Source organism: Streptomyces sp. NPDC003248 (genome assembly GCF_055563235.1).
In genome coordinates, this window is record NZ_JBVHDT010000010.1 from 43,343 (window position 1) to 68,253 (window position 24,911).

At 74.2% G+C, this 24,911-nt stretch carries 22 protein-coding genes and 1 pseudogene; 12 read left to right on the plus strand and 11 right to left on the minus strand.

The window, feature by feature from the left end:
• Positions 1-9 precede the first annotated feature (9 nt).
• Together ACZ3KJ_RS22940 and ACZ3KJ_RS22945 are read left to right on the plus strand one after the other, a co-directional pair.
• Positions 10-1,734 (plus strand): aromatic amino acid ammonia-lyase, encoded by a 1,725-nt coding sequence (locus ACZ3KJ_RS22940; protein ID WP_467529533.1) that lies wholly within the window; start codon positions 10-12, stop codon positions 1,732-1,734.
• Positions 1,735-1,778: 44 nt separating this feature from the next.
• Positions 1,779-2,195 (plus strand): ankyrin repeat domain-containing protein, encoded by a 417-nt coding sequence (locus tag ACZ3KJ_RS22945; protein WP_467529535.1) that lies wholly within the window; start codon positions 1,779-1,781, stop codon positions 2,193-2,195.
• 6 nt (positions 2,196-2,201) lie between these two features.
• Here the strand turns inward: ACZ3KJ_RS22945 and ACZ3KJ_RS22950 are convergent, their stop codons facing one another.
• The 7 genes from ACZ3KJ_RS22950 to ACZ3KJ_RS22980 form a co-directional block, all read right to left on the minus strand.
• Positions 2,202-2,819 carry a GTP-binding protein gene (locus ACZ3KJ_RS22950; protein WP_467529537.1) on the minus strand — a complete coding sequence of 206 codons (618 nt, stop codon included), beginning with the start codon at positions 2,817-2,819 and terminating at the stop codon, positions 2,202-2,204.
• Positions 2,806-3,162, minus strand: coding sequence for a DUF742 domain-containing protein (locus ACZ3KJ_RS22955; RefSeq protein WP_467529539.1), 357 nt, complete (start codon positions 3,160-3,162; stop codon positions 2,806-2,808). Before ACZ3KJ_RS22955 ends, ACZ3KJ_RS22950 begins: the two co-directional genes overlap by 14 nt.
• Before the next feature lies 1 nt (position 3,163).
• Complete coding sequence (locus ACZ3KJ_RS22960; RefSeq protein WP_401693069.1) at positions 3,164-3,598, minus strand: roadblock/LC7 domain-containing protein; 435 nt, start codon at positions 3,596-3,598, stop codon at positions 3,164-3,166.
• Between the two features lie 42 nt (positions 3,599-3,640).
• A complete protein-coding gene (locus ACZ3KJ_RS22965; protein ID WP_467529541.1) occupies positions 3,641-6,100 on the minus strand; it encodes a sensor histidine kinase in 2,460 nt (819 codons plus the stop codon).
• Positions 6,101-6,221: 121 nt separating this feature from the next.
• Positions 6,222-7,217, minus strand: coding sequence for a substrate-binding domain-containing protein (locus ACZ3KJ_RS22970; protein WP_467529899.1), 996 nt, complete (start codon positions 7,215-7,217; stop codon positions 6,222-6,224).
• Between the two features lie 395 nt (positions 7,218-7,612).
• Positions 7,613-8,056: a DUF6114 domain-containing protein gene (locus ACZ3KJ_RS22975; protein ID WP_467529543.1), complete on the minus strand. Its 444-nt coding sequence runs from the start codon at positions 8,054-8,056 to the stop codon at positions 7,613-7,615.
• Complete coding sequence (locus ACZ3KJ_RS22980) at positions 8,053-8,721, minus strand: DUF6230 family protein (protein WP_467529545.1); 669 nt, start codon at positions 8,719-8,721, stop codon at positions 8,053-8,055. Before ACZ3KJ_RS22980 ends, ACZ3KJ_RS22975 begins: the two co-directional genes overlap by 4 nt.
• Positions 8,722-9,442: 721 nt before the next feature.
• Between ACZ3KJ_RS22980 and ACZ3KJ_RS22985 the strand changes: the two genes are divergently transcribed.
• Positions 9,443-10,072, plus strand: coding sequence for a Tat pathway signal sequence domain protein (locus ACZ3KJ_RS22985; protein ID WP_467529546.1), 630 nt, complete (start codon positions 9,443-9,445; stop codon positions 10,070-10,072).
• A gap of 57 nt (positions 10,073-10,129) precedes the next feature.
• Here ACZ3KJ_RS22985 and ACZ3KJ_RS22990 read toward each other — a convergent pair whose 3' ends face one another.
• Entirely contained in the window at positions 10,130-11,020 is an 891-nt protein-coding gene (locus ACZ3KJ_RS22990; RefSeq protein WP_467529548.1) for a lytic polysaccharide monooxygenase, read from the minus strand.
• Between the two features lie 155 nt (positions 11,021-11,175).
• Complete coding sequence (locus ACZ3KJ_RS22995) at positions 11,176-11,823, minus strand: ScbR family autoregulator-binding transcription factor (protein WP_467529549.1); 648 nt, start codon at positions 11,821-11,823, stop codon at positions 11,176-11,178.
• A 179-nt stretch (positions 11,824-12,002) separates the two neighbouring features.
• Between ACZ3KJ_RS22995 and ACZ3KJ_RS23000 the strand changes: the two genes are divergently transcribed.
• The 4 genes from ACZ3KJ_RS23000 (at position 12,003) to cyc2 (ending at position 17,381) form a co-directional block, all read left to right on the plus strand.
• Entirely contained in the window at positions 12,003-12,899 is an 897-nt protein-coding gene (locus tag ACZ3KJ_RS23000) for a ScbA/BarX family gamma-butyrolactone biosynthesis protein (RefSeq protein WP_467529551.1), read from the plus strand.
• A gap of 76 nt (positions 12,900-12,975) precedes the next feature.
• Positions 12,976-13,626, plus strand: a complete 651-nt coding sequence (locus ACZ3KJ_RS23005) for a ScbR family autoregulator-binding transcription factor (RefSeq protein ID WP_467529553.1) — start codon at positions 12,976-12,978, stop codon at positions 13,624-13,626.
• Positions 13,627-13,759: 133 nt separating this feature from the next.
• Entirely contained in the window at positions 13,760-14,944 is a 1,185-nt protein-coding gene (locus tag ACZ3KJ_RS23010; protein ID WP_467529555.1) for a damage-control phosphatase ARMT1 family protein, read from the plus strand.
• A 181-nt stretch (positions 14,945-15,125) separates the two neighbouring features.
• Positions 15,126-17,381 carry a germacradienol/geosmin synthase Cyc2 gene (gene cyc2 / locus ACZ3KJ_RS23015; RefSeq protein WP_467529556.1) on the plus strand — a complete coding sequence of 752 codons (2,256 nt, stop codon included), beginning with the start codon at positions 15,126-15,128 and terminating at the stop codon, positions 17,379-17,381.
• 4 nt (positions 17,382-17,385) lie between these two features.
• Here cyc2 and ACZ3KJ_RS23020 read toward each other — a convergent pair.
• A pseudogene (locus tag ACZ3KJ_RS23020) lies at positions 17,386-18,151 on the minus strand (CTP synthase C-terminal region-related (seleno)protein).
• 132 nt (positions 18,152-18,283) lie between these two features.
• Here ACZ3KJ_RS23020 and ACZ3KJ_RS23025 point away from each other — a divergent pair.
• The gene (locus ACZ3KJ_RS23025; RefSeq protein ID WP_467529558.1) at positions 18,284-19,150 is read left to right on the plus strand and encodes a LysR family transcriptional regulator; all 867 of its coding nucleotides are present in this window, start codon (positions 18,284-18,286) and stop codon (positions 19,148-19,150) included.
• A 121-nt stretch (positions 19,151-19,271) separates the two neighbouring features.
• Positions 19,272-19,868: a PDZ domain-containing protein gene (locus ACZ3KJ_RS23030; protein ID WP_467529560.1), complete on the plus strand. Its 597-nt coding sequence runs from the start codon at positions 19,272-19,274 to the stop codon at positions 19,866-19,868.
• 168 nt (positions 19,869-20,036) lie between these two features.
• Here ACZ3KJ_RS23030 and ACZ3KJ_RS23035 read toward each other — a convergent pair whose 3' ends face one another.
• The gene (locus ACZ3KJ_RS23035; protein ID WP_467529562.1) at positions 20,037-20,792 is read right to left on the minus strand and encodes a metallophosphoesterase; all 756 of its coding nucleotides are present in this window, start codon (positions 20,790-20,792) and stop codon (positions 20,037-20,039) included.
• 189 nt (positions 20,793-20,981) lie between these two features.
• Here ACZ3KJ_RS23035 and ACZ3KJ_RS23040 point away from each other — a divergent pair, with 189 nt between their 5' ends.
• From ACZ3KJ_RS23040 to ACZ3KJ_RS23050, 3 genes are all read left to right on the plus strand, one after another.
• A complete protein-coding gene (locus ACZ3KJ_RS23040; RefSeq protein ID WP_467529564.1) occupies positions 20,982-22,109 on the plus strand; it encodes an aminopeptidase P family protein in 1,128 nt (375 codons plus the stop codon).
• A 46-nt stretch (positions 22,110-22,155) separates the two neighbouring features.
• Entirely contained in the window at positions 22,156-23,124 is a 969-nt protein-coding gene (locus ACZ3KJ_RS23045) for an aminoglycoside phosphotransferase family protein (protein ID WP_467529566.1), read from the plus strand.
• 518 nt (positions 23,125-23,642) lie between these two features.
• Positions 23,643-24,797: an MFS transporter gene (locus ACZ3KJ_RS23050; RefSeq protein ID WP_467529567.1), complete on the plus strand. Its 1,155-nt coding sequence runs from the start codon at positions 23,643-23,645 to the stop codon at positions 24,795-24,797.
• The last annotated feature ends 114 nt before the right edge of the window (positions 24,798-24,911 follow it).

Consider the following 24,911-nt stretch of genomic DNA (forward strand, 5'->3'; position numbering starts at 1 on the left):
GTACGCAGGTTGGACACGACGGCACCCGGACCGGCCCGGGTCCCTCCCGCACCGGAGGACACCCGGGTCGTCCTGAACGGCGGCACCCTGACCGTCGGCGGGCTGATCGCGCTCGCCGACGGCGCGGCCGTGCCCGTGGTGGCCCCCGAGGCCCGCGAGCGGGCCGCCCGTTCCTGGCACGCCGCCCAGCGGCTGGCCGCCGCCGGCCGGCTCTACGGCCGCGGCACCGGCGTCGGCGCCCACCGCGCGGTGACCGTCGACGCCGACGACGAGTCGGCGCACGGCCTGCGGCTCCTGCGCAGCCACGCCGGCGGCGCGGGCGCCCTCCTCCCCGCCCGACAGGTCCGCGCGATGCTCGCGATCCGCGCCAACCAGCTCCTGGCCGGCGGTTCCGGCATCCACCCCTCCTTCGTCGACGCGCTCACCGAGGCGCTGCGCCTGGGCGTCCACCCGGCCGTCAACGAGTACGGCGCCGTCGGCACCGGCGACCTCACGGCCCTGGCCCAGACGGGGCTGACCCTGATCGGCGAACGGCCCTGGCTGGACGGCGGACCGGAGCGCCGGCGGTCCGGCGGCCCGGTCGGCGGCCCGGCGGACGCCGCGGACGGCCTCCTCGACGGCCGCCCCACCGCGGGGCTGTACGACTGGCTGGACAGCCGCCCGGCCGACCGCCGGGGCCCGGACCCGGCCGGCCGGACCCCGGGCGAAGCGGTCGGGGAGGCGGACACGGGCACGGGCACGGGCACCGGGAACGAACCTGACGGCGGTGGGGAGAGCGGTGGCAGGGACGGCCTCCCCGCCCCCGTCACCCTGCGCCCCGGAGACGCCCTCGCCCTCCTCAGCAGCAACGCCCTGGCGCTGGCGCAGGCCGCGCTCGGCCGGCACACGCTCGACGTGCTGCTGCGGGCCACGCACGCCGTGGCCGCCCTGTCCCTCGCCGGGGTCTCCGGTGCGGCAGAGGCGTACGCCGCACCCGTGCACGCCCTGCGGCCCTACCCGGGCGCCGCCCGCGCCGCCGGTGAGGTACGGCGGCTGCTGGGGCTGCCCGACCGCCCGGCCGGACCGGGCCGCCGTATCCAGGACCCGTACGGCTTCCGGGCGTTCCCCCAGGTCCACGGCTGTGCGCTGGACGCCGGGGAGAGGCTGCGCGAGGTCGTCGAGGTGGAGATCAACTGCGCCTCGGAGAACCCCGTCGTGATGCCCGACGGCACCGCGGCCTACCACCACGGCGGCTTCTTCGCCGCACCGCTCGGCCTGGCCGTGGAGGCCGCCGGCCTCGCCCTGCTCCAGACCGCCCAGCTCTCCGCCGCCCGCCTGGCGGCGCTCGGCGACCCCCGGCTGACCGGTCTGCCCGCGTTCCTCGCGGCGGGCCCCGCGAGCAGTTCGGGCACGATGATCCTGGAGTACACCGCCAACTCCGCGCTCGCGGAGCTGCGGGCGTGCGCGGCCCCCGCCTCCACGGGGCACGCCGTCCTCTCGCACGGCCTGGAGGAGGCCGCCGGCTTCGCCGGCCAGGCCGCCCGCCAGCTGCTGCGCGCGGCCGACGCCTACGCCACCGTGCTGGCCTGCGAACTCGTGGTCGCCGTACGGGCGTTGCGGCTGCACCCGGTGCGGCCGCCGGTCGCCGCCTTCACCGTGGCGGACGCCGCCCTGCCCGACGGACTGGACGACCGCCCGCTGACCGCGGACGTGACGGCGGCCGCCGGACTGCTGCCGCGGCTGGCGGAGTTGTGACAGGACACAGGTGAACGCGTGAACAGGGACGGGCGGAGGAGAGCGTGAACAGGCGCAGACGGAAGAAACTGACGCGGCGTCTCGTGGCGGCGGCCCTGTGCGGCGACGCCGCCGAGGTCGACGCGCTGCTGCGGGCCGGGGCCGACCCGGCGGCGGGGGACGCCGACGGCACCACACCCCTGTACCTGGCGTCGGTCCAGGGATACGCCGGGGTCGCGGCACGGCTGCTCGCCGCCGGTGCGCCGCCCGACGCCGAGAGCGCCGGACCCGGTGCGGAGGGAACACCCCTGTGCGCGGCCGCCGCCTGGGGCCACACCGACACCGTCCGCACCCTCCTCGCCCACGGCGCCGATCCGAGCCTGCGCGAGGACCAGGGCACGGGGATGACGCCACTGGAGTGGGCGAGCAGGGAGCCCCACCCGGAGACGGTCGCCGTGCTGCGCGCCGCGGGAGCCCGCTGACGGCGGTCAGCCCACCGCTCCCGGCGGGGGCGCGACGCTGGCGATCACCCGGTCGATCAGCGCGATCAGCACGTCCCGGCACGAGTCGCGCTCCCGCGCGTCGCACAGCAGCACGGGAACGTCCGCGGGCAGCGCCAGCGACTCCCGGATCTCCTGCGCGGAGTAGGGGTGCAGGCCGTGGAAGCCGTTGACCCCGACGACGAAGGGGATGCCGCGGCGTTCGAAGAAGTCGATCGCGGAGAAGCTGGACTCCGGCCTGCGCACGTCGATCAGCACCACCGCCCCCAGGGCGCCGACGGCCAGGTCGTTCCACATGAACCAGAACCGCTGCTGGCCCGGGGTGCCGAAGAGGTACAGCACCAGGTCACCGCCGATGGTGATCCGCCCGAAGTCGAGGGCCACGGTGGTGGTCCGCTTCTCCTCGATGCCCTTCAGGTCGTCGACGTCCAGTCCCGCGACGGTCAGCGGCTCCTCCGTGCGCAGCGGCGCGATCTCGCTGACCGAGCCGACCAGGGTGGTCTTGCCGACGCCGAACCCGCCGGCGACGAGGATCTTCACCGTGTCGGGCGCGGCGACCGGGCCGTGCGTTCCGGCCGTCCCGGTGGTGGCGTCAGATGCGGCCAAGGCCGTCCCTCACTTTCTGCAACAGCTCCAGGTCCCTGGCGGTGCCGAGGGGACGCGGCGGGCGGGCCGTGATCAGACCCGCCTCCAGCAGGTCGCAGAGCATGATGACGACCACGCTCACCGGCAGGTCCAGCCGGGCCGCGAGCTCCGCCACGGCGACCGGCCGGGCGCACAGCCGCAGGATCCGGGTGTGCTCCGGCTGCGGCCGCGTGGCCCGCTCGGGCGGCGGGTCGACCGCGGTCACCGTCGTGATGAGGGTGAAGTCGGCGCGGCTGGGCCGGGTCCGCCCCCCGGTGAGCGTGAAGGGCCGGACGAGCCGGCCCGTTGCGTCCTCTCCGCTCACCTCACCCGCCGTTGGTGCGCACGGCGGGACCGATCCCGGTCCGCGGCGCCGCGCTGAGGTGCTCACCGATCTTCTTCACCAGCATGTTCATCTGGTACGCCACCACGCCGACGTCCGCCTTCGAACCGGTGAGCACGACGAGATGGGCGCCCGGCCCGGCCGACGTGAGGATGAGGTAGGTGTGGGCCATCTCGATGAGCGCCTGGCGCACCGGACCGCCGCGGAAGTCCATGCTGACGCCCTTGCTGAGGCTCATCAGGCCGGACGCGGTCGCCGCCAGCCGTTCGGCGTCCTCGCGGGGGAACCCGGTGGACTTGCTGACCACCAGTCCGTCCTCGGAGAGCACGACGGCCTGGTGCACGTCGGCGACCCGGTCCACCAGACCGGTGAGCAACTGGTCGAGCTGGGTGTTCGTGGCGGGGGCGGGGTGTGTCATCGCGGTGTCCTTCATCGGCGGTCGGCGGTCGGCGGTCGGCGGTCAGCGGTCGGCGGGCGGTGTCGGGGAGGGGCCGGTGGCGGTGACCGGCGGTCCCGGGGCAGGTGCGGCGGGCGTCTCGCCGGGGTGCGTCTCCCCGGGGCCGGACGGCGGCGTGCCGCAGTCGTCGCGCGCCCGCAGCGTGCCGCGCTGGAACCCGGCGAGGGAGGAGGCGGCGCGCTCCGCGGTGAAGTCGTCGTCGGGGCCGCCGTCCGCCTCGGGGGGCCCGGGGGCCTCGCGCAACTCGTCGGCGAGGCTGGTCTGCGGCACCCGGCGGGGCAACGGGGCGAGACCGCCGGGGCGGTCGGGCCCCGTCCCGGCCGGGGCCGCCCCCCTGTCCGCCTCCCTGTCCGCCTCCCTGTCCGTCACCGTGTCCGCCGCCGTGCCGCGCGCACCGTTCCGCGCGGCCGGCGAGTCGTGGGCGGTGGCCGGGCCGTCCGGGTCCGGTCCGGGGAGACGCCGGGCCGTGGCGGTCGCCGGGGGCGTCGCCGCGCGGGAGACCCCGGTCGCCGGGGGTTCGGGGTCGGGGCAGCCGGGGACCACGATGTCGTGCGGGACCAGCACGATCGCGGTGGTGCCGCCGTACGGGGAAGGGCGCAGGGTCACCGCGATGCCGTGCCGGGTGGCCAGCCGGGCGATGACGAACATGCCCAGCCGCAGGTCGTCGGCGAGCGCCACCACGTCGAACTGCGGGGACACCGCCAACTGGGCGTTGAACGAGGCGTAGTCCTCCTCGGACAGGCCCAGACCGCGGTCCTCCACCTCGATCGCCAGCCCACGGGCCACCAGCACGGCACGCACCACGACCGGGCTCGGAGCGGCCGAGTAGGTGGTCGCGTTGTCGATGAGCTCGGCCAGCAGATGGATCAGGTCCGCCACGGCGGGCGGGGCGACGGACACCTCCTCCTCGGTCTGCACCTCCACCCGCCGGTACTCGGCGACCTCGCCGACGGCGCTGCGCAGGATGTCGATGAGCGCCACCGGCTCCGACCAGCTGCGTCCGGGCCGGCCGCCGCTGATGATGACGAGGTTCTCCTCGTAGCGGCGCAACTGGCTGGCCGTGGAGTCGAGTTCGTAGAGCCCCTGGAGGACCTCCGGGTCCTGGTGCCGGCGTTCGAGCGCGTCGAGCTTGCTGAGCTGGAGGTTGACCAGGTTCTGGCTCTGCCGGGCGATGCCCAGGATGACCTTCTGGAAACCGCGCCGGGTGTCGGCGAGTTCGACCGTCGTGTGCACGGCGGTGCGCTGCGCCGTGTTGAACGCCGCCGCCACCTGCCCGAGTTCGTCGCCGCCGTAGTCCAGCGGAGGGGTCGCCGAGTCCACGTCGACAGTCTCCCCCCGCTCCAGCCGGGCCACCACGTCCGGGAGGCGTTCGTGCGCCAGGCTCAGGGTGGCCCTGCGCAGGCCGCGCAGCCGCCGCAGCAGCGACCGGGTGATCCGCCAGGACATGCCGACGCACAGCAGCAGCGCGACGAGTCCGCCGGCGCTCAGGGACGCGGCCGTGACCAGCAGCGCGCTCGCCTCGTCGGCGCTGTCCCGCAGCAGCGCCGTGGTCTGCCGCCGGATCAGCTCCGCGTACTGGTCGGACACGTCGATGAGCGCGGCCCGCCACTCCTTCCGCACGTCCGGCAGGGCGATGTCGCCGTTCCCGCGCCGTTCCGCGCGCGCCGCGAGCACCTTGTCCTCGACGGCCTCGAGGGTCTGCCACTCCTCGCTCCCCAGAATTTTCTCGGTCTGGGTCTTGGCGTCTCCGGTGAGCAGGGGGACGATCTGGTCCCGCACGATCCAGCGCCGCGCGTGCACCGTCTCGGCGAACGCGGCCCACTGCTCCTCGTCCATCCGCCGCTCCGGCCCGGCCAGGGTGAGGTACAGGTCCTCCTCGGAGACCAGTTCGGCCGCGTGCTCCAGGGCGACCAGCGGTCCGGCCCGCGAGGTGAGGTCGCCGTCGTCGACCTGGGAGAGCTCCTGGAAGGCGTGGATCTGGTCGTCGATGATCGACGTGTACTGGTCCAGTGCCTGCGCGGCGGTGATGTCGGTGGGATCGTCCACCTGGCCCCGGTAGTACTCCAGACTGCCCACGGAGGCGACGACCGAGTACATCCGGTCCCGCACCCGGGCGGGTGCCTGCTGGATGTCGTCGGCCCGGCTCACCAGTTGGGCGACCGCCGTGTCCGTCCTCCTGCGCTGGGCCTCCAGCGGGGCCCGGGAACCGTCGGGATCGGCCAGCCACACGGCCGACAGGCTGCGCTCCTGCTGGAGCGCGAGCGTCGCCTCGGTGCCCATGGCGCCGGTCGACCGGCTCAGTTCGGTCTGCGCGCGCAGCCGCAGCCCTTCCGAGAACATCTGGATCGTCGTCACACCCCACATCGCGGTGAGGGTGACGCCGGGCACCAGCGCCAGGAGGATCAGGGAGAGACGTATGGAGCCGAGACGGCGGCGGCGCCGGGCACCTGTCCGTGGAGGCATGGTCGTCCTTGGGCGGGAAGCGGGGGGCGGGGGAGCGACGGGGGCAGGGAGCGGATCCGGGCGGACCGGATCTCGGTGGTACGGGCGGGGCGGGCGCCCGGAGTCAGCGGGTTCAGCGGGTTCAGCGGGTTCCGGCGGCGGCGAAGCGCGCGACCTCGGCGACGTTGGTCTTCGTGACGAAGGCCGGGCCGGTCAGCACGGGTGCCACCCCGCCGCCGCTGACGTTGCCGTTGGTCCGGTACAGCCAGAGCGCGTCCACGGCGAGGTACCCCTGGAGGTACGGCTGCTGGTCCACCGCGAACTGCACGCTGCCGTCGCGTACGGCGTCGACCAGGTCCTCGTTGAGGTCGAAGGTGGCGACCTGGGCCTCGCTGTCCGCCGTGCCGGCCGCCCGCACCGCGGCGAGCGCGAACTGGGCGCCGTTGGTGATGACCTCGTCGACGCCGGGCTCCTGGCGGAGGCGGGCCGTCACGGCGGTGGTCATCGCGGTCATGTCGGTTCCGTCGACGTAGAGCATCTCGGTCGTGCCGGCGAAGGACTTCTTCACGCCGGCGCAGCGCGCCTCCAGGGCGACGTTGCCCCGCTCGTGGATCACGCACAGGGCGTGCCGTGCGCCGAGGGCGTCGAGCTTGTCGCCGACGGCGCGGCCGGCGACGCTCTCGTCCTGGCCGAAGTACTCCAGCAGGCCCGTCGCACGCCAGGCGTCGATCCCGGAGTTCAGGCCGACCACGGGGATGCCCGCCGCCTCGGCCTCGGCCACGGGGCTCTTCATCGCCTGCGGCTTGGCGAGGGTCACGGCGATGCCGTCGACCTCGTCCCGGACGGCGTCCCGCACCAGCTCGGCCTGTCCGGCGGCGTCGGCGTCGCTCGCGTAGGTCAGCTCCACCCCGTCCTTGGCGGCCGCCGCCTCGGCGCCCTTGCGCACCAGTTCCCAGAAGGCGTCCCCCTTCCCGCCGTGGGTGACCAGGGCGATCCTGATCCGGTCGCCGGTCCGGTCCGCCGCCCGTGCCCCGGACGACGCGCCGGAGCAGCCGGCCAGGAGCAGACAGCAGGCCGCGGCCAGGGCGGTGAGCCGCGCGGGGAGAGGAGTGTTCATGGGGGGGGGCTGCACCTCGATGTGCACGGCGGAGCGGGGGACGGGCGCGAGCGCCGCCGGAGCCAGGCCCTAGGGGGTGCACCGGTGAAAGGCTTCGCTGGCTCGGAGCCAACCGTGTGTGACCGCCGGTAGTCAAGTGAACAACCACTAGGGGTGAGGTGCCGCTGCCGCATTGTGATGCGAGAGGACGTCCGCGGGTGAGGAGGCCTGCGCCGCAGGTGAGGTGAGCGAGCGTCAGGGCCGGCCGGGCGCCGGACCACCGGACCGTCGGCTCTCCGGGCCCCCGATGCGCGCGGGCGCCGGCGCCGGCTCCGGGCGGTGTGACCGCCGGGCGCCGCCGGGAGCCGGGTCCGGGCGGGACGATCGCCGGCCGGCGGATCGTACGGCCCCGGTACCCGGCCCCGGCGGCAGCGCGCTCAGGCGGGTCGACCCGCCCGCGGCAGCGGCAGCGTCTCCGTGCCGGTCCGCGCCTTGGCGGCGGCCCGTGCCTCCTTGCGGCGCCGTCGACGGCTCCGGCGCGATTCCTGGTCGGGGAGCCAGCCGAAGGCCAGACAACTGCCCACGACCCCGAGGAGCAGGCCGATGAGGAAGCCCCCGAGGTTGGAGGTGAGCCAGGTGCCCAGCGAGAGCAGGACGCCGATGATCGAGTAGAAGAGGCGCTGCGACGGATTGAACAGGATCAGCAGCCCGACCAGCAGCATCAGGGTCGGCAGGAGGTATCCCGCCAGGCCCTGCATCCCTATGTGCAGGATGACCGGCAGCGGAGCCTTCATGGTCACCAGGATCTCCGCGCCGCCCAGGACCAGCAGCAGCCCGCCGGCGAAGGGCCGCCGCCCCCTCCACCACCGGAAGCGGGTCACAGCGGGCAACCCTTGCCTCCGAACCTCATGTGCAGGTCGGGCAGTTTGAAGACGGCCGCGGTGGCGGCGTAGTTGTGCTGGTACAGGTCGGTGATGACGACCTTGTCGGCCTGCTGGCCGTAGACGCCCGGGTTGCCGCGGGTGTCGACCTTGTCGAAGGTGCTGGCGTCGCGGCCGATCTCGATGTTGTCGAACGAGGCGTTGCCGGTGATGTCGTCGGAGTCGATGGCCAGGTTCTCCACGCTGACCTTGGTGTCCTTGTCGCCGGCGGTGAGGACGAGCTGGATGCCGCCGAGGTCGACGCTCTGGCAGAGGTTGGTCAGCTTGCCGTTCTTCACCACCGAGGTGACGACGAGCACCTGACCGCCGGTGTCGCCCTGGTTGGGGCTGTTCTCGATCATGTGGTCCAGCGAGCCGAACTGTGCGAAGCCGTCGCCTTCGAGCTTGTCGGCGGTGACCACGAACGGCATGCCGGAGATCGCGAACTGCACGCCCAGCGCTCCCTGGGCGGTGAGGACAGCGAGCGTCGCGGCGACGACGGCCGCCGGCACCGCCATCACGGCGGCCCGGCGCAGCCGGACCCGGCCGTGTCTGTCTGCGGAACCGCTGTCCGGGTTCTCGGGGGTGTTGTCGGCGGACGACGTGACGTCCGGGGACGAGGCCATAACTGCTCCCAGTGGCAAAAGTCTTGCGTGTCGGGCATCAGTGGCACGTTGTCCTGGCGCGGACAGCGGCTGCCGCGGACGTCTCCTCGCAACTCCCGGAAGCCACGCGGGCTTTCACGTTACGCGGCAGTAGCCAGTTCGGAAGTTACCGATGGTTACACCAAGGGGTCAAGGGAGATGTGGAAAAACGGTGTCCCTTCTGTGTCACCTGCGGGGCGACTCGCCACCGCCCCGGTCGCACGCGTCCGTCGTTTCCCCAACTTCCGTTCAACTGCTTGACTCTGACGAAACATCAGGTTTACAACTCTCGTGGCTCAAGCCCGGATCCGTGGCGCCGGATCCGCCGCGCGGCGACACCGTCCGCGCTCCCGGACCCAAGGCCCGGCCGCCGCTCGCCGGCGGCCGGGCCGCCCGCCAGTACGGGTACTCAGCCCGCCAGTACGGGTACATCAGCCCGGGCATCCAGCACGGGCCGCACGCGCCCCGAGTCCGATCTCTCCAAGGCGCCGCCACGGCCGCTTCCCCCCTGCCGGCCGCGTCCGACGCCGTTTCCGCTGTCGGCCCGTCACGTACGGAGAAGGCGTCACGGGCCGGCACCGGCGGACGCCGGGACGCGTCCCGGGACCACCACCCTCACCAGTGCGCCGAACCCCCCACCTGTGCGCCCTCATCGCCATCGCATCTCTCGCACGCAACCCCACACAAGAAGAGAGGCACCCGCATGCGCATCCGCTCACTCCTCGCCGCCGCCGGTATCGTCACCGCCCTGTCCCTGACGGCGGCCACCCCCGCCTCCGCGGCCGGCGCGGTGCTCACCACCACCGGCGGCGACGTCGCCGTCGGCAGCGTCCTGACCGCGTCCCTGGCCAGCGGCACCAAGGCCACCTTCTACTCCAGCGCCACCGGCACCAGCGGCGTCTCGTGCACCTCGTCCAGCTTCTCCGCCACCGTCACCGCCAACCCGACCGCGCCCGGCACCGCCACCGAGTCGCTCACCGCGCAGACCTTCACCGGCTGCACCTCGAACGTCGTCGGCGTGCTCGGCGTCACCAGCATCACGGTCAACAACCTGCCGTACACCGCGGCCGTGTCCTCCGGCGGAGCCCTCGCCGTGACCCCGCCCGCCGGCTCCAACATCCGCACGACCGTCGTCCTGAGCACCCTGCTGGGCAGCGTCAGCTGCGTCTACGAGGGACCCAGCCTGACGGGCACGGCGAGCGGCAACAGCATCGCCTTCAGCGCCCAGCCGTTCACCAAGCTGTCCGGCTCGACGCTCTGCTTCTCCAACGCCTACTTCACGGCCAACTACTCCCCGGTGACCACCGGCGGCCTGGCCGTCACCGTCAACTGAGCACCGTCCGGCCGGACCCGGCGCCCGGCGAACGGGCCGGGCGCCGTCCGGCCGGACTCAGCGCCGCCGCAGGCGCAGCACCAGGGCGGCACCGCCGGTGAGCAGCAGCACCGCACCGGCACCGCCCGCCAGCAGCGGCGCGGACGGTCCCGCACCCGCCCCGGCGGCCTCCGCCGCCGGGGCGCCGGCGGGTACGGCCGAGGAGGCGGCCGGGGCGTCCGACGGGCTGCCGGCCGGACGCCCCGGCGTCGCGGCCACCGTGGAGGCCGACGGTGCGGCGGCCGACGGCGAGGTCTTCGCCGGCGCCTCCGGGAAGACCACGTCGGAGCACGAGTAGTACGTGTCCGGGGTGCTGCTGTTCTGCCAGACCGTGTACAGCACCTGACGCCCCGTCCGGTCGGAGGGCAGCCGCGCCGTGATGCCGTAGGCGCCGTCCGTCAGCGCCGGGTCCCTGACCTCGGCGAACGGGCGCGCCGGCAGATCGGCCCAGGTCAGCGGCTGCGTGGGATCGTAGCCCTGGGTCGTCAGATACAGCTTGAAGGTGCCGGTGTGCGGGATCGTCGAGACGTACGTCATCCGCAGCGTCCCGCCCGGCGTCAGCCGGGTCGACGGCCAGTCGGCGCGGGCGAGGTCGAGGCCACGGTAGGCGGACAGGCCGCCGCTGCACAGCCGCCCGTCGGGCACGGCCCGCCGGTCACGGCCGTCGACGTCGGCGATCCGCAGGTTGTCCCAGGCCGTGAAGGGGGCGCCGTTGGCCGCGACGGCGGCCCGGCAGGCCGCGGACCGGGACGGCGCGCCGCCGTCGGGGGAGCAGGCGTACACCCGGCTGACCGGATCGGTGGGCGCGCCGTGCGCCTGCGCGGGGCCCGCGCCCCACAGCACCGCGGGCAGCGGGGTCAGGGCGGCGACCGCCAGGGCGGCGGTCCGGCGTGCGGTCGTGCGGGGCATCGGGGACGTCTCCTCGGCCGGCGCGGGAACGGTCTGCCGTGCAGTACGGCCCGCCGGCCCGGCGCGTTCACCGCCTCGCGAGCCCCGTGAGCCGCGTGAGCCCCGTGAGGAGCCCTCTGAGCGCCATGAGCCCTCGCGGGAGCCGGGACACGTCCTCAGGAAGCCGCCCGCTCCAGCGAGGCCAGCACGCGTTCCCCCCGGTCGGCCCGGGCGTCGAGGCCGGGGAGCAGACCGGGCACCGCGATGCTCGGAAGGATGTGCGCCCACAGGACCGACAGCCGTCCGGCGAGGTCGGCGCGGTCGGTCAGGGCCCGGGACATCAACTGGATCCCGGTGAAGGCGCCCACCAGCAGTTCCACCGTCTCCCGCGGCCGCACCGTCGGCAGCAGCTCGCCGCGTTCCCGGGCCAGCTCCAGCAGCTCCGTCAGCGCCTCGGCCCACTGCCGGAACGGCTCGCCGTGGTCGACGCCGGACGGTGTCTCCTGGTCCACCGCCAGCCGTACGCTGCCCCGCAGCAGGGCATTGCTCAGCAGTCGTTGGCCCACCACGAACGTCATGTCGACGATCTCCTGCAACTTGCAGGGCTGCGGCGGGACCGCGCCGAACGGGACCTGCTCGTCGAGCACCGCCTGGGCGAGGGACTCCTTCGACGGGAAGTGGAAGTACAGGGCGCCCTTGGTGACTTCGGCGCGCTCCAGGACCATCGCGATCGTGGTGGACGTGTAGCCGTGCTCGTCGAAGACCGCGCCGGCCGCTTCCAGGATCGCCCTGCGCGTCCTGATCGCGCGCTCCTGTTTCGCCATAAGAGCCCCTTCACGGCGCCGAGACGGCACCTTCCCGCGATCACGCGCGGTTTCAGCCCGATCATAGGATGCCGTCGACTGATCTCATTGAAAACAAACCGGTCGCCTCGTACTCTAACGCTCACCGGAGCGGGCGGTTCGCCGTCTGCCGTGGCCTTCGGGGGACCGTAGGGAGAGACATGACTCGACCGCGGCAGCTTGCCGACGCCCCCGCCCTGACGGCAACCGTGCCACGCCAACTCGTCCACCGCGCCGCCGTCGCCGAGACGTTCCTCACCGGCTGGCGGCGCACCGGGGCCGACCGCTTCTCGGTCACCGCCCAGTGGCCCCGGGCGCACGGACTGCACGTGTCGTCCGACTGGTCCGCGTACGACCCGCTCCTCGTCGTCGAGACGGTCCGGCAGAGCGGCACGCTGATCACCCATGCCGAGTACGGCGTGCCCCTGGACCACCAGTTCGTGCTCCAGGAGTTCCAAATCCGCACGGTGCCGGGGAAGTTGGCGGTGGGCGCGCTGCCCGCGGAACCGCAGGTCGACGTCGTCTTCACCGACGTCCAGTACCGCGGCCGCCGCCCCGCCTCCGCCCGCTACGCCGCGCACGTCCTGCGCGAGGGCGAGCGCGTCGCCACCGCCGACGTCGCCTTCATGTGCGTCGGCGGGCCGGTCTACCGCAGGCTCCGCGGCGGCCGCACCCCGGACGCCGTGACCGCCGTACCCGTGCCGGCGGGCCTGCCCGCCGGCGTCGTCGGGCGCGCCCTGCCCTCGGACGTGGTCCTGTCCGCCACCGGCCGGCCCGACCGCTGGCAGCTGCGAGTAGATACCGCACACCCCGTTTTCTTCGATCACCCCCTCGATCACGTCCCCGGAATGCTGCTGCTGGAGGGCGCCCGCCAGGCGGCCCGGCTGAGAACGGACCCCGTGCGGGCGCCGGTCGCCTACCACGCGCACTTCCACCGGTACGCGGAACTGGACGAACCGGTATGGATCGAAGCGAAGGAAGGGCGGGGAACGGATGTGCAAGTCCTCGGAACGCAGGGCGAGTCGGCCGTCTTCGAATGCCTCGTCGCCACCGCGTGAGGGTGAGCTATTGTGTCCCAGGGGCAAGAAACAAACGGCATGACCCGTTCTTTACCGGCCCGGGAGAATCCAGTCGATGGCGAGGCAGCTACGTGCCGAACAGACCCGCGCGACGATCATCACGGCGGCGGCCGACCTGTTCGACCGGCACGGCTACGAGTCGACCAGCCTGAGTGACATCGTCGAGCACGCCCAAGTCACCAAAGGAGCCCTCTACTTCCACTTCGCGGCCAAGGAGGACCTCGCCCACGCCATCATGGAGTTGCAGTCCCAGGCCTCCCTGAGGGTGGCCGGCGAGATCGACGGCCGGGGCTACCCCTCCCTCGAAGCCCTGATGCGCCTCACCTTCGCCATCGCCCGGCTGTCGGTGGAGGGTCCCGTGGCCCGCGCCGGCCTGCGGCTCGCCACCGGAGGCCTGCCGGCCCGGCCGCCCGTGCCGCACCCCTTCGCCGAGTGGCTGGACCTGGTCTCCCGACGGCTGGTGGGCGCGGTCAGGGAAGCGGACATCCACCCGGACGTCGACGTGGACGCGGTCGCGCACTCCCTGGTCTGCTTCTTCGTCGGCACCCGCGTGGTGGGCCGCTCCCGCGAACCGAACGCACGCCTCCCGCGCCGTATGGCCGAGATGTGGCACGTCCTGATCCGCGGACTCGTCCCGGTACCGCGCCGCCCCCGCTACCTGACCCTCGCGGTCCGGCTGGAGCGGGAGGTCATGGCGGTGGTGTGAGCCGGGGGCCAGGGCGGGGGAGCGGAAGCTGATGGCGGGCCGGCGGCCCCCCGCGGCGCCGACCGGGGGTCCTGCGCCGCGGACGCCGTACGCCCCCGCGGGGACCGCCCGCCGAGCCGCTACGGTGAGCCGCATGCCCGACACCCCCGCCCCGCCCGTGCTCACCGGCGAGGAGCCCGGCTCCTTTCCCCACGGTGTCCTGGCCGAACGGCACCCCGCGATCATCCGGCAGGTACGCGACGCCCTCCCGTACGGACCCGATGTCCACCGCGCCCTGGACGCCCTGCTGGCGAGCTGCACCGAGGGCGTGATCGAACCACTCCCCGCCGACGCCCACGACCGGGACCGCTGGCGGGCCTGGGGGCTCGACACATACGGGGGACGCTCCTGGTTCGAGGTGCCGTGGCTGTGGTCGGAGAGCTACTTCTACCGGCGGCTCCTGCACGCCGTCGGATACTTCGGCCCCGGACCGTGGCAGGGCGTCGACCCGTTCCGCCCGGCCAAGCTCGCCGAGCTCGACGCCCCCGAGACGGACGAGGAGCTCGCCGCCCTCGACGGCCTCGCCGCCCGCCCCGCCGAGGAACGGGGCCGGGCGCTGCTGCACGGCTCGCTGTGGGGCAACCGCGCCGACCTCGGCTTCCGGCTGTCCGACACCGGGGCGGAGGAACGCGCCGCCGCGCCCGCACTGGTCGCCGACGACAGCGAGGCCCTCCGCCCGCTGCTGGCCCCGTCGCGGCCCGCCGGCGGGACCCTGTGCCTGGTCGCCGACAACGCGGGCCGCGAACTGATCCCCGACCTGCTCCTCGCCGCCCACCTCCTCGCCCACGGCGGTGTCGCGCGCGTGGCCCTGCACGTCAAGCCCTGCCCGTACTACGTCTCCGACGCCACGACGGCCGACGTCGTCGACGCGCTGCGCCGGCTGACGGCCGCGCCGGGCGAGGCCGCCTCCTACGGCCGGCGCCTGTGGGCGGCGATGACCGACGGCACCCTCACGGTCCGCGCCCACCCCTTCGCCGCCGCCCCGCTGCCGTACGACCGGATGCCGGACGACCTGCGCGCGGAGTTCGCCGCGGCCACCCTGACGATCACGAAGGGCGACCTCAACTACCGCCGGCTCGTGGGCGACCGCCCCTGGCCCGCGACGACGCCCTTCGCCGACGTCACCGCGTACTTCCCCGGCCCGGTCGCCGCCCTGCGCACCCTGAAGTCCGACGTGGTCACCGGCCTGTCCAAGGACACCGAGGCCGCCCTGGACGCCGCGGAGGACGGACGGTGGCGCACGGCCGGCACCCACGCGCTGATCCAGGTCAGCACCTGACACCGCCCCCGCCGCCCCGGCTGCCCCCGCCTCGGAACGCGCCCCGGATACTCACTTGGTGCGCGCCCCGGGCGCCCACCAGGGGCGCGCGTCTCGCACGCATTCCCGGCACGTTCACGCGATGGTGTGATCATGTGTGGTGCCGGGGATGCCCGTGGGGGGCCGCGGGTAGGGCCCGGCCATGACTCAGCCGTTCGAACTCCCGCACTTCTACATGCCGTACCCCGCGCGGCTGAACCCGCACGTCGAGGAGGCCCGCGCCCATTCGACGGCGTGGGCGCGCGAGATGGGCATGCTGGAGGGATCGGGGATCTGGGACCAGGCCGACCTGGAGGCGCACGACTACGGCTTGCTGTGCGCCTACACCCACCCCGACTGCGACGGCCCCGCCCTGTCGCTGATCACCGACTGGTACGTGTGGGTGTTCTTCTTCGACGACCACTTCCTCGACATGTTCAAGCGCACCCCGGACCGCGCCGCCGGCAAGGCACACCTGGACCGGCTGCCGCTGTTCATGCCGCAGGACCTGTCGACCGCGGTGCCCGAGCCGCGGAACCCGGTCGAGGCGGGCCTCGCCGACCTGTGGGCGCGCACGGTGCCGGCGATGTCCGCCGACTGGCGCCGCCGGTTCGCCGTAGCGACCGAACACCTGCTCAACGAGTCGATGTGGGAGCTCGCCAACATCAACGAGGGACGCATCGCCAACCCCGTCGAGTACATCGAGATGCGCCGCAAGGTGGGCGGCGCCCCCTGGTCGGCCGGCCTCGTCGAGTACGCGACCGCCGAAGTCCCCGGCGCCGTCGCGGAGTCCAGGCCGCTGCGGGTGCTGATGGAGACCTTCTCCGACGCCGTCCACCTGCGCAACGACCTCTTCTCCTACCAGCGCGAGGTCGAGGACGAGGGCGAGAACAGCAACGGGGTGCTCGTCCTGGAGACGTTCTTCGGCTGCACCACCCAGGAGGCCGCCGACACCGTCAACGACATCCTGACCTCCCGCCTCCACCAGTTCGAGCACACGGCTCTCACCGAAGTGCCCGCGCTGGCCCTGGAGAACGGGCTGCGGCCCGACGAGACCGCCGCGATCGCCGCCTACACCAAGGGACTCCAGGACTGGCAGTCCGGCGGCCACGAGTGGCACCTGCGCTCCAGCCGCTACATGAACCAGAACGCCACCTCGACACCCTTCTGGCAGGCGCCGAGCGGCCCCGGCACCTCCGCATCCGACGTCGGCGCGCTGCTCGCCTCGGCCGCCGCCGACCGCCTGCGCGCCCACACCCACGTGCCGTACCAGAAGGTCGGCCCGTCCCGGCTGCCCGACTTCCACATGCCCTTCCCGGTGCGGCTGAGCCCCCATCTCGACGGAGCCCGGCACCGCCTCGTCGAGTGGAGCCACCGCATGGGCATCCTGGCGGAGGGCGTCTGGGACGAGGACAGGCTCGACTCCTGCGACCTCGCCCTGTGCTCGGCCGGACTCGACCCCGACGCCACCCCCGAGGCCCTCGACCTCAGCGCCGCGTGGCTGGCGTTCGGGACGTACGGCGACGACTACTACCCGCTCGTCCACGGCCACCGCCGCGACCTGGCCGCCGCCCGCCTGACCACGGCCCGGCTCTCCGCGTGCATGACCCTCGACGGCGAGGAGCCGCCCGGGGTCCCCGCCAACGCCATGGAGCGCTCCCTGCTCGACCTCTGGGCCCGCACCACGGCCGACATGACCCCGGACCAGCGGCGCACCCTGAAGGAATCCGTCGACAAGATGACCGAGAGCTGGGTGTGGGAGCTGGCCAACCAGCTCCACCACCGCGTCCCCGACCCGGTCGACTACCTGGAGATGCGGCGCGCCACCTTCGGCTCCGACCTCACCCTCAGCCTGTGCCGCATGGGCCACGGCCCCGCCGTCCCGCCGGAGATCTACCGCAGCGGCCCCGTCCGCTCCCTGGAGAACTCCGCCATCGACTACGGCTGCCTGATCAACGACGTCTTCTCGTACCAGAAGGAGATCGAGTACGAGGGCGAGGTCCACAACGCGATCCTCGTCGTGCAGAACTTCTTCGGCTGCGACTACCCGGCCGCGCTCGGCGTCGTCCACGACCTGATGACCCAGCGCATGCAGCAGTTCGAGCACGTCGTCGCGCAGGAACTGCCCGTCCTCTACGACGACTTCGGCCTGTCGGCCGAGGGTCGTGCGGCGATGGACGGATACGTGGCCGACCTGCGCAACTGGCTGTCCGGCATCCTGAACTGGCACCGCGAGGTGGACCGCTACAAGTCCGCCTACCTGGCCCGCCGATCCCACGGCTTCCTCCCGGACCGCCCGCCGGCCACCCCCGTGCCGCCCGCCGCAGCCCCCGCTCCCGGCGGCCGGGCGCTGTCCGGCGTCGGCTCGGTGTTCGTCGCCCCCGTGGCGCCGGCCGCGCCCGTCCTGCCGGTGGGCTGACGCCTCACACGAGCTGACCCGCCGTACGCCGGTCGGCGAGCTGACCCGCCGACCGGCGTACGGCGTGCTCGGCCGCGGCTCGGGCCAGCCCCCGGATCATCGGGTGCGGGCGCGAGCCGTCGCCGTACAGCTCCGGCTGGAAGAGGGAGGTCAGGAAGAAGGGATGGCCGGGGAGCTCCGCCATCCGTACGGCGCCCGCCGCGTCCCGCCCGGAGAACCGCAGACCGTGGGCGCTCAGCGTGTCGAGGTGGCGGGACGGCCCGTACTGGCAAGGAGTAGCGCTCCACCGTGCGGTCCGCCCCCAGCAGTGAGTGGGCGAGCGAGTCCGGCTCCAGCACGACGGTGTCCTCGTGCCCCGCGAGGGAGCAGGCCAGGGGCTCGATGAGGAAGTCCCCGACGCCGGGGTCGTTCTCGGCGTGCGCCACGTGCGGCAGCCCGCAGACGTTCCGGGCGAACTCCAGCAGGGCGTGCTGGAAGCCGCCGCAGGTGCCGAGGAAGGGGATGCCCTCCTCGCGGGCGGTGCGGATCGCGGCCAGCACGCCCGCCTCGCTCCGGTAGGGGCTGCCCGGCACCACCCACACCGCGTCGAAGCCGCGCAGGGCGTCCTCGTCCCCGGCGTCCGGCGAGGGGATCCAGTAGGCGTCGAGGACCAGCCGGTCCCGGGAGGCGAGGGCGTCCAGCACGAGCGGGACACGGGTGTGCGAGACGACGTGGGGGGAACGGTCGCCGACCAGGGCGACCTTGGCGATCTGAGCTGCGCTGTCGGTCATGCCCCCATGCTCGGAGCGGCCCGCGCTTCACGTCCAACGATGATTCCTGCACCTTCCATAAGCAGCACTGATACAGGCGGGGCTGGAGCCGGGCTGAAGCAGGGGGCTGATGCGGCCTGGGACCCTGACCCCATGGACCCGCACCTCCTGCGCACCTATGTCACCGTGGCCCGCCTCGCCTCCTTCTCCGCGGCCGCTCGCGCACTCGGCTACACCCAGTCGGCCGTGTCCCAGCACATCGCGGCCCTCGAACAGGACCTGGGCGCCCCGCTGCTCACCCGCCGCCCCGTCGCGCCCACGGCGGCCGGCGAACGGCTCATGGAACACGCGGGCCCGCTGCTGCTGCGCCTGGACGCCGCCCGCGCGGACGTCGCCCGGATGGCCGCCGTGCCCGCGCACGGCCTGACGCTGGCCGCCTCGCCGACCGCCCTCGTCCCCGCGGCGGCGGCCGCCCTGCCGCCCGCCGGGGTGACGCTGCGGGTCATCGCCCGGGAGGAGGTGCCCGCCGCCGTCGCCGCGGGCACCGCCGACCTGGGCCTCGTCGACGGCCTGGCCGCCCCCAGCGATCCGCTCCGCCTCCCCGACGTGGCCCCGCTGACCACGTACGGCGTCCTGGAGGAACCGGTCTGCGTACTGCTGCCCGCCGGCCACCCCCTGGCCCGGCGCACCGGCCTGCGCCTGGGCGACCTCGCCGACGCCCGCTGGATCGACGCCCCCGACACGGGCCTGCCCCTGCCCGCCCTGCGGGCCGCGCACGGCGGCCCCGGCTTCCGTCCCGCCCTGCGCTACGACGGCACCGACGTCCGTGTCCTGACCGCCCTGGCCGCGGCCGGTCACGGCCTGACCATCCTGCCCCGCTCGGCGGCGGCCGGCGTGCCGGGAACGGCCGCCGTTCCCCTCGCCGAGCCCCACCTGGTCCACCGGGTGGAACTCGTGCACTCGGGGACGCCGACGGGCGCGGCGGCGGCCCTGGCGCGCGTGCTGTCCGCTCGGGGGTGAGTGCGCGGGGGCGAGTGCGCGGCGGTGAGTGTGCGGGGCCGGCGGTCCGGCCGTCAGTCTCACTCGTTCGTGGCTCGTGGTGCGCCGGTGCGCCGGGTAGGGCACCAGCCGGAGGCGATCGATGGAACAGATGGCGTTGCGTCCCAAACCCATGCCCGGACAGGAGCCCGGCGACGACCGCTCCGGCGGCCCGGCCCACCGCCCGCACGCGGCACCCCGGCGCGGCCGGCGGCTGACGACCCTGCTGCTCGGCCTGTTCGCCGGCGCGGTCCTGGTCCTGTCCGGCGTCGGGCTCGGAACCGTCGGGGCGAGCGTGATCGCCATGAGCAGACTGGCCGAGCTGCAACGGCAGGCCGCGCAGCACGGACCGGGAGGGCCGGGCGCCGCGTCGGCCCCGGACCGCCGCCCGGACCCGTCCGCTTCGACCGGGTCCGCCCCGGCGCGGGACTCCACCGGCGCCACCTTGGGGGTGGAGGCCGTGGACGCGGAGAAGGCGGGCGCCGAGATCGTCGCCGTCCACGTCCCCGGCCCCGGCTACGCGGCCGGACTGGTGCGCGGCGACGTCCTGCTGGTGTTCGGCCGCACCCGTGTCGACTCGGCGACGGACCTGGCGCGGGCGGTCGACGAGGCCAGGCCGGGCCGTGAGGTGAAACTGACGGTCCGGCACGAGAGCGGCGGCTACCAGCAGCTGACCGTGATCCCGGGAGTCGTCACCTGACCGGGTGCGCCCACGGGCCGTCCGGCGTCAGACGGCCGTCGGTCGGTGTCCGGCCCTCCGGAGCCATGCGGCCGTCAGCCGGTGTCCGGCCCTCCGGAGCCACGCGGCCGTCAGCCGGTGCCCGGCCGTCCGGCGGTGCCCCGCGCGCCCGCGGACGCGCACGCGGGCTCAGACGACCACCCGGAAGTGGCTCGTGAGCCGCCGCTCGTCGTCCAGGACGTGGAAGGCCAGCCCGACCGGCGCTTCCCGGTCGGCGACCTGGTCGCCCTCCCACGGCAGCCGCAGCGTCCACGTCACGCCGGGCCCGACGACCAGCGGCCGGCCGGCGAAGACGGTGGAGGCCGGTGTGTGGGCGTGGCCGGCGATGATCCCGGCGATCTCCGGCCGCCGTTCCAGGAGCGCGGCCAGCCGGCCGGGATCGCCCAGCCGGTACGCGTCGGGCAGGGGGTGGTGCAGGGCCACCGGCGGGTGGTGCAGGGCGAGCAGGGCCGGCACGTCCCCGCCCAGCTCGTCGAGGGTCTGCTCGATCCAGTCGTACGTGTCGTCCGTCAGGGACCCGTCGTCCTCGCCGGGGACGCTGGAGTCGCACATCAGCACCGCACCGCCGTCGAACACCTGGACGCTGTTGACCGGCCCGTCGGAGGGCGGCTCGCCGAGCAGGGCCTTGCGGTAGGGCGCGCGGCGGTCGTGGTTGCCCGGGCAGGTGAGCACCGGGAAGGGGCCGCCCGGGTCGCGCAGGCCGAGGATCCGTGCCGCCTCCTCGTACTCCGCCTCCGCCGCGTGGTCCGCGATGTCGCCGGTGACCAGCAGCGCGTCCACCCTCCCCGGCAGGCTCCGGAGCCGGTCGCGCACCCGCTCGGCCCGCTCGGTCGCCCGGGCGGTCCCGTCCAGGTGCAGATCGCTGATGTGGGCGAGTACGAGCACGGCGGTGGGCCTTCCTGACGTGATGGACCAACAGGGCACGGCGATCCAACCATCAGATCTAATGCCACGGCAATCCACAACCGTTAATCCTGTCGTCGTCCGTGCCGACCGGCTCGCGTCGCCCCCGCTGTCCGGGCAGGATGCTGCCCGTAGCCCCACGCCTCGAGGAAGCCCGTCAGGGAGGCCCGGATGACCGGCAGCACGCCCGCGCCCTTCACCGCCGACGACTACCGGGCCCGTATGGAGCGGGCCGCCCGCGCGGCCGACGACGCGGGACTGGCCGGCCTGCTGGTGGCGCCCGGCCCCGACCTGGTCTGGCTCACCGGCTACGCTCCCCCCGCCGCCACCGAACGGCTCACCCTGCTCGTCCTCGCCCCCGGCCGGGACCCCGTCCTCGTCGTCCCCACCCTGGAGGCCCCCGACGCCGCGAAGGCGACCGGCGCCCCCGCCCTGACCCTGCGGGACTGGACCGACGGCACGGACCCCTACACCACCACCGCGGCCCTCCTCGGCACCGGCGGACGGTACGGCGTCAGCGACAACGCCTGGGCGATGCACCTGCTCGGCCTCCAGAAGGTCCTCCCCGGCAGTTCCTACGCCTCCCTCACCGAGGCCCTGCCGATGCTGCGGGCCGTCAAGGACGCGGCCGAACTGGAGCTGATGGCCGCGGCGGGAGCGGCCGCCGACCGGACCTTCGAGGAGATCCGCACGGTGCCCTTCGCCGGCCGCACGGAGTCCGACGTCGGCGCCGACCTCGCCGACCTGCTGCGGCACTTCGGCCACTCCCAGGTCGACTTCACCATCGTCGCCTCCGGCCCCAACGGCGCCGACCCGCACCACGAGGTCGGCGACCGGGTCATCGAACACGGCGACATGGTCGTCCTCGACTTCGGCGGCCTGAAGGACGGCTACGGCTCCGACACCTCCCGCACCGTCCACGTCGGCGAACCCACCGACGAGGAGCGCCGCATCCACGACCTCGTGCGCGAGGCCCAGGAGGCCGGCTTCCGGGCGGTCCGGCCCGGCGTCGCCTGCCAGGAGGTCGACCGGGCCGCCCGCGCGGTCATCGCCGACGCCGGCCACGGCGCCCGCTTCATCCACCGCACCGGCCACGGCATCGGCGTCACCACGCACGAGCCGCCGTACATGATCGAGGGCGAGGAGCAGCCTCTCGTGCCCGGCATGTGCTTCTCCGTCGAACCCGGTGTCTACCTGCCCGGCCGTTTCGGGGTCCGCATCGAGGACATCGTCACGGTGACGGAGGACGGCGGCCGCCGCCTCAACGACACCACCCGCGAACTGGTCATAGTGGACTGAACCCCGCAGGAGCCCTGGCACCCACCCGAACGGCGACGGCGCGACCATGACCCAGGCACCCACCCCCACCGCGGACACCGTCCGCCGGCTCGTCCACACCCTCCTCGAGGAGGGCGTGGGGGGCAGCAGGGGCAGGAACGGCGCGGGCGGCGCCGCCGGCCCCGACGTACGGCCCGTCCACCAGGAGGCCGGCGAGCGGTGCGCGTGGTGGGTCGGCACCCGCCATGTGCTGCGGCTGGCCCCCGACCGGGACGCGGCCGTCCGCCAGCGCCGCGAGCTGCGGCTGCGCGACCTCGTCCGCCCGCACGTCCCCGTCACGGTGCCCACGAGCGTCGCCCACGGCGAGTGGTCGCCGGGCCTGACCTACACCCTGGACACCAGGGTGCCGGGCGGCACCGGCGAGGAGCACGAGGTGTCGGCCCTCGGCGAGGCCGACCTCGCCGGACTGCTCACCGGACTGCGCGCGGTGCCGCCCCGCCAGGCCGAGACCCTCGGCGTGCCGCGCGCCGCCCCCCGCTCACTGGAGGCCCTGCGCCGCACGGCCGTGACCGCCGCGGAACACCTCGCCCACGCCGACGAGTTCGATCCCGCCCGCCTGCACCAGCTCACCCCGCCGGGAGCGGCCCAGCTGGCCGCCCAGTCCGCCCCCGCCGTCCTCGTCCACCACGCCCTGCGGGGCGAACACCTCGTCGTCAGCGCCGACGGCCGGGTACGCGGCGTCCTCGACTGGACCGGCGCGGTCCTCGGCGACCCGGCCGAGGACATCGCCGGCCTCGCGCTCGCCGTGGGCTCCGGCGCCGCCGTCCGCGCCGCCACCCTCGCCGGCTACGGCGCCCGCCCCTGCCTGCGCGGCCTCTGGCTCGCCCGCTGCGACACCGTCGTCCACCTCGCCGAACGCCTCCACGGCCACGCCACCACCCCCCTCCCCCCGCTCCGCACCCGACTGCGCCGTGCCTGGGAGACGATCCTGCTGGAGCGGGTGACGGAGTTCCGGGGGGACGACGAGACCCGGTAGTCCCTTCTACGGGCGGTTCCGCGCTCCGGTCGGCGACGCGGTGGAAGGTCCCCCGGGCGGGGTCGGCCGGTCGTGGGCGGGTGGCGTGCCGGGAGCCCGGGGCCGGTGCGGAGGGTGCCGCAGCCACTCGGTGACCAGCCGCGGCGCGGTGCCGATCGGGGTGGGCCCGCAGCCGGCGTCCAGGTGTGCGGGCCGGCGCATCCCCTGTGTCCCGAGCCGCCGGCCCACCGGGCACCGGGCCTGCGGGCTCCGCGGCCATCGTGAGGGAGGACGCCGCATCCAGGGCCGTCCCGGCCGACGCGTTCGTCATCTCCCTGTCACGCCGGCGCAATTGAATAGACGCGACGACTAGTCTAATCTCCAGGTTAGACGCAACGGTAAGTCTCGACATCTGTCGCGGCCGCCGTTCCTTGCGCACACCCAACCGCACACGAGAGGCCACTTCAGTGGGGAACTCCACCGTCCGCGCCGTCGATGGGACCGGCGCTCCGGAGAGGGCACGCGGCGGCGGTCTAGCCGTGTTCAGCGTGGCCTTCGCCTTCTGGATCACCATGGCGGGCACCACGGCGCCCACCCCGCTCTACCCGCTCTACGGCGAGGAGTTCGGCTTCACGCCGTTCACCGTGACGGTGGTCTTCGCCGTCTACGCGCTCGGTGTCGTCCTCGGGCTGCTGGTCTTCGGCCGGCTCTCGGACCAGGTGGGACGCCGTCCCGTCCTGGTCGCGGCCACCCTGCTGTCCGTGGGTGCCGCGGTGATCTTCCTGCTGGCCGAGAACGTCGCCGCGATGCTCGTCGCCCGGGTCGTCTCCGGTTTCTCGGCGGCCCTGGTGACCGGCGCCGCCACCGCCTCACTCACCGAGCGGCTCGGGCAGCACCGCCGTATCAAGCCCGCCACACTCGCGCTGTTCGCGAACATGGGCGGGCTCGCGTGCGGCACGCTGATCGCGGGCGTCCTGGCGGACCTCGCGCCCTCCCCGCTGCGCACCCCGTGGGTCGTCATGCTGGCCCTCGCCGCCATCGGCGCGCTCGGTGTCATCGTGAACGGGGAGAGTTCCGCCCACCGTTCCGGCTTCTCCCTCCAGTTCCAGCCGCTGCACATCCCGGCCGAGATCCGGTCGGACTTCCTGCGCTCCGCGATGGCGGCGGGCGCGGGCTTCGCCGTGCTCGGCGTCCTGACCGCGGTGACGGGTCTGTTCCTGGGGACGGTGCTGCACGAGTCCAGCCACTCGCTGACCGGGCTCGTGGTCTTCATCGCCTTCGCGTGCACCGCTCTCGGCCAGCTCCTCGTCCGCACCCTCAAGCCCGCCGCCGCCCTGCCCGCGGCGTGCCTGGGCCTGATCGTCGCGGCCGGCCTGATCGCCGCCGCGATGGCCACCAGCTCCCTGGCCCCCCTGCTCGTCGGGGCCGCGGTCAACGGACTGGCGACGGGCGTCGCCGTCGGCCACGGCCTCGGCAGCATCACCACGCGCAGCGCTCCCCAGCACCGGGGCGCCTCGGTCTCCACCTTCTTCGCCATCCTGTACTCGATGCTGGCGGTGCCCGCGATCGGAGTGGGCGTCCTGATCCGCGAGACCAGCCTGCGCCCGGCCGGCGAGACGTTCAGCGCCGTGGTCGCCGCGCTCTCCCTGGGTGTCCTGCTCAGCCTGGTGCGGACCGGCCGGAAGGCCGCCTGAGCGGGGTCCGCCCCGCCCCCGGTGGCGGCGGGCCCCCCCGGGGCCCAAAAAAAACCACCGACCCCCCGCGCCGGGGGGGGGGGCCCCACAACGCCCCCCCGCCACCCCCACCAA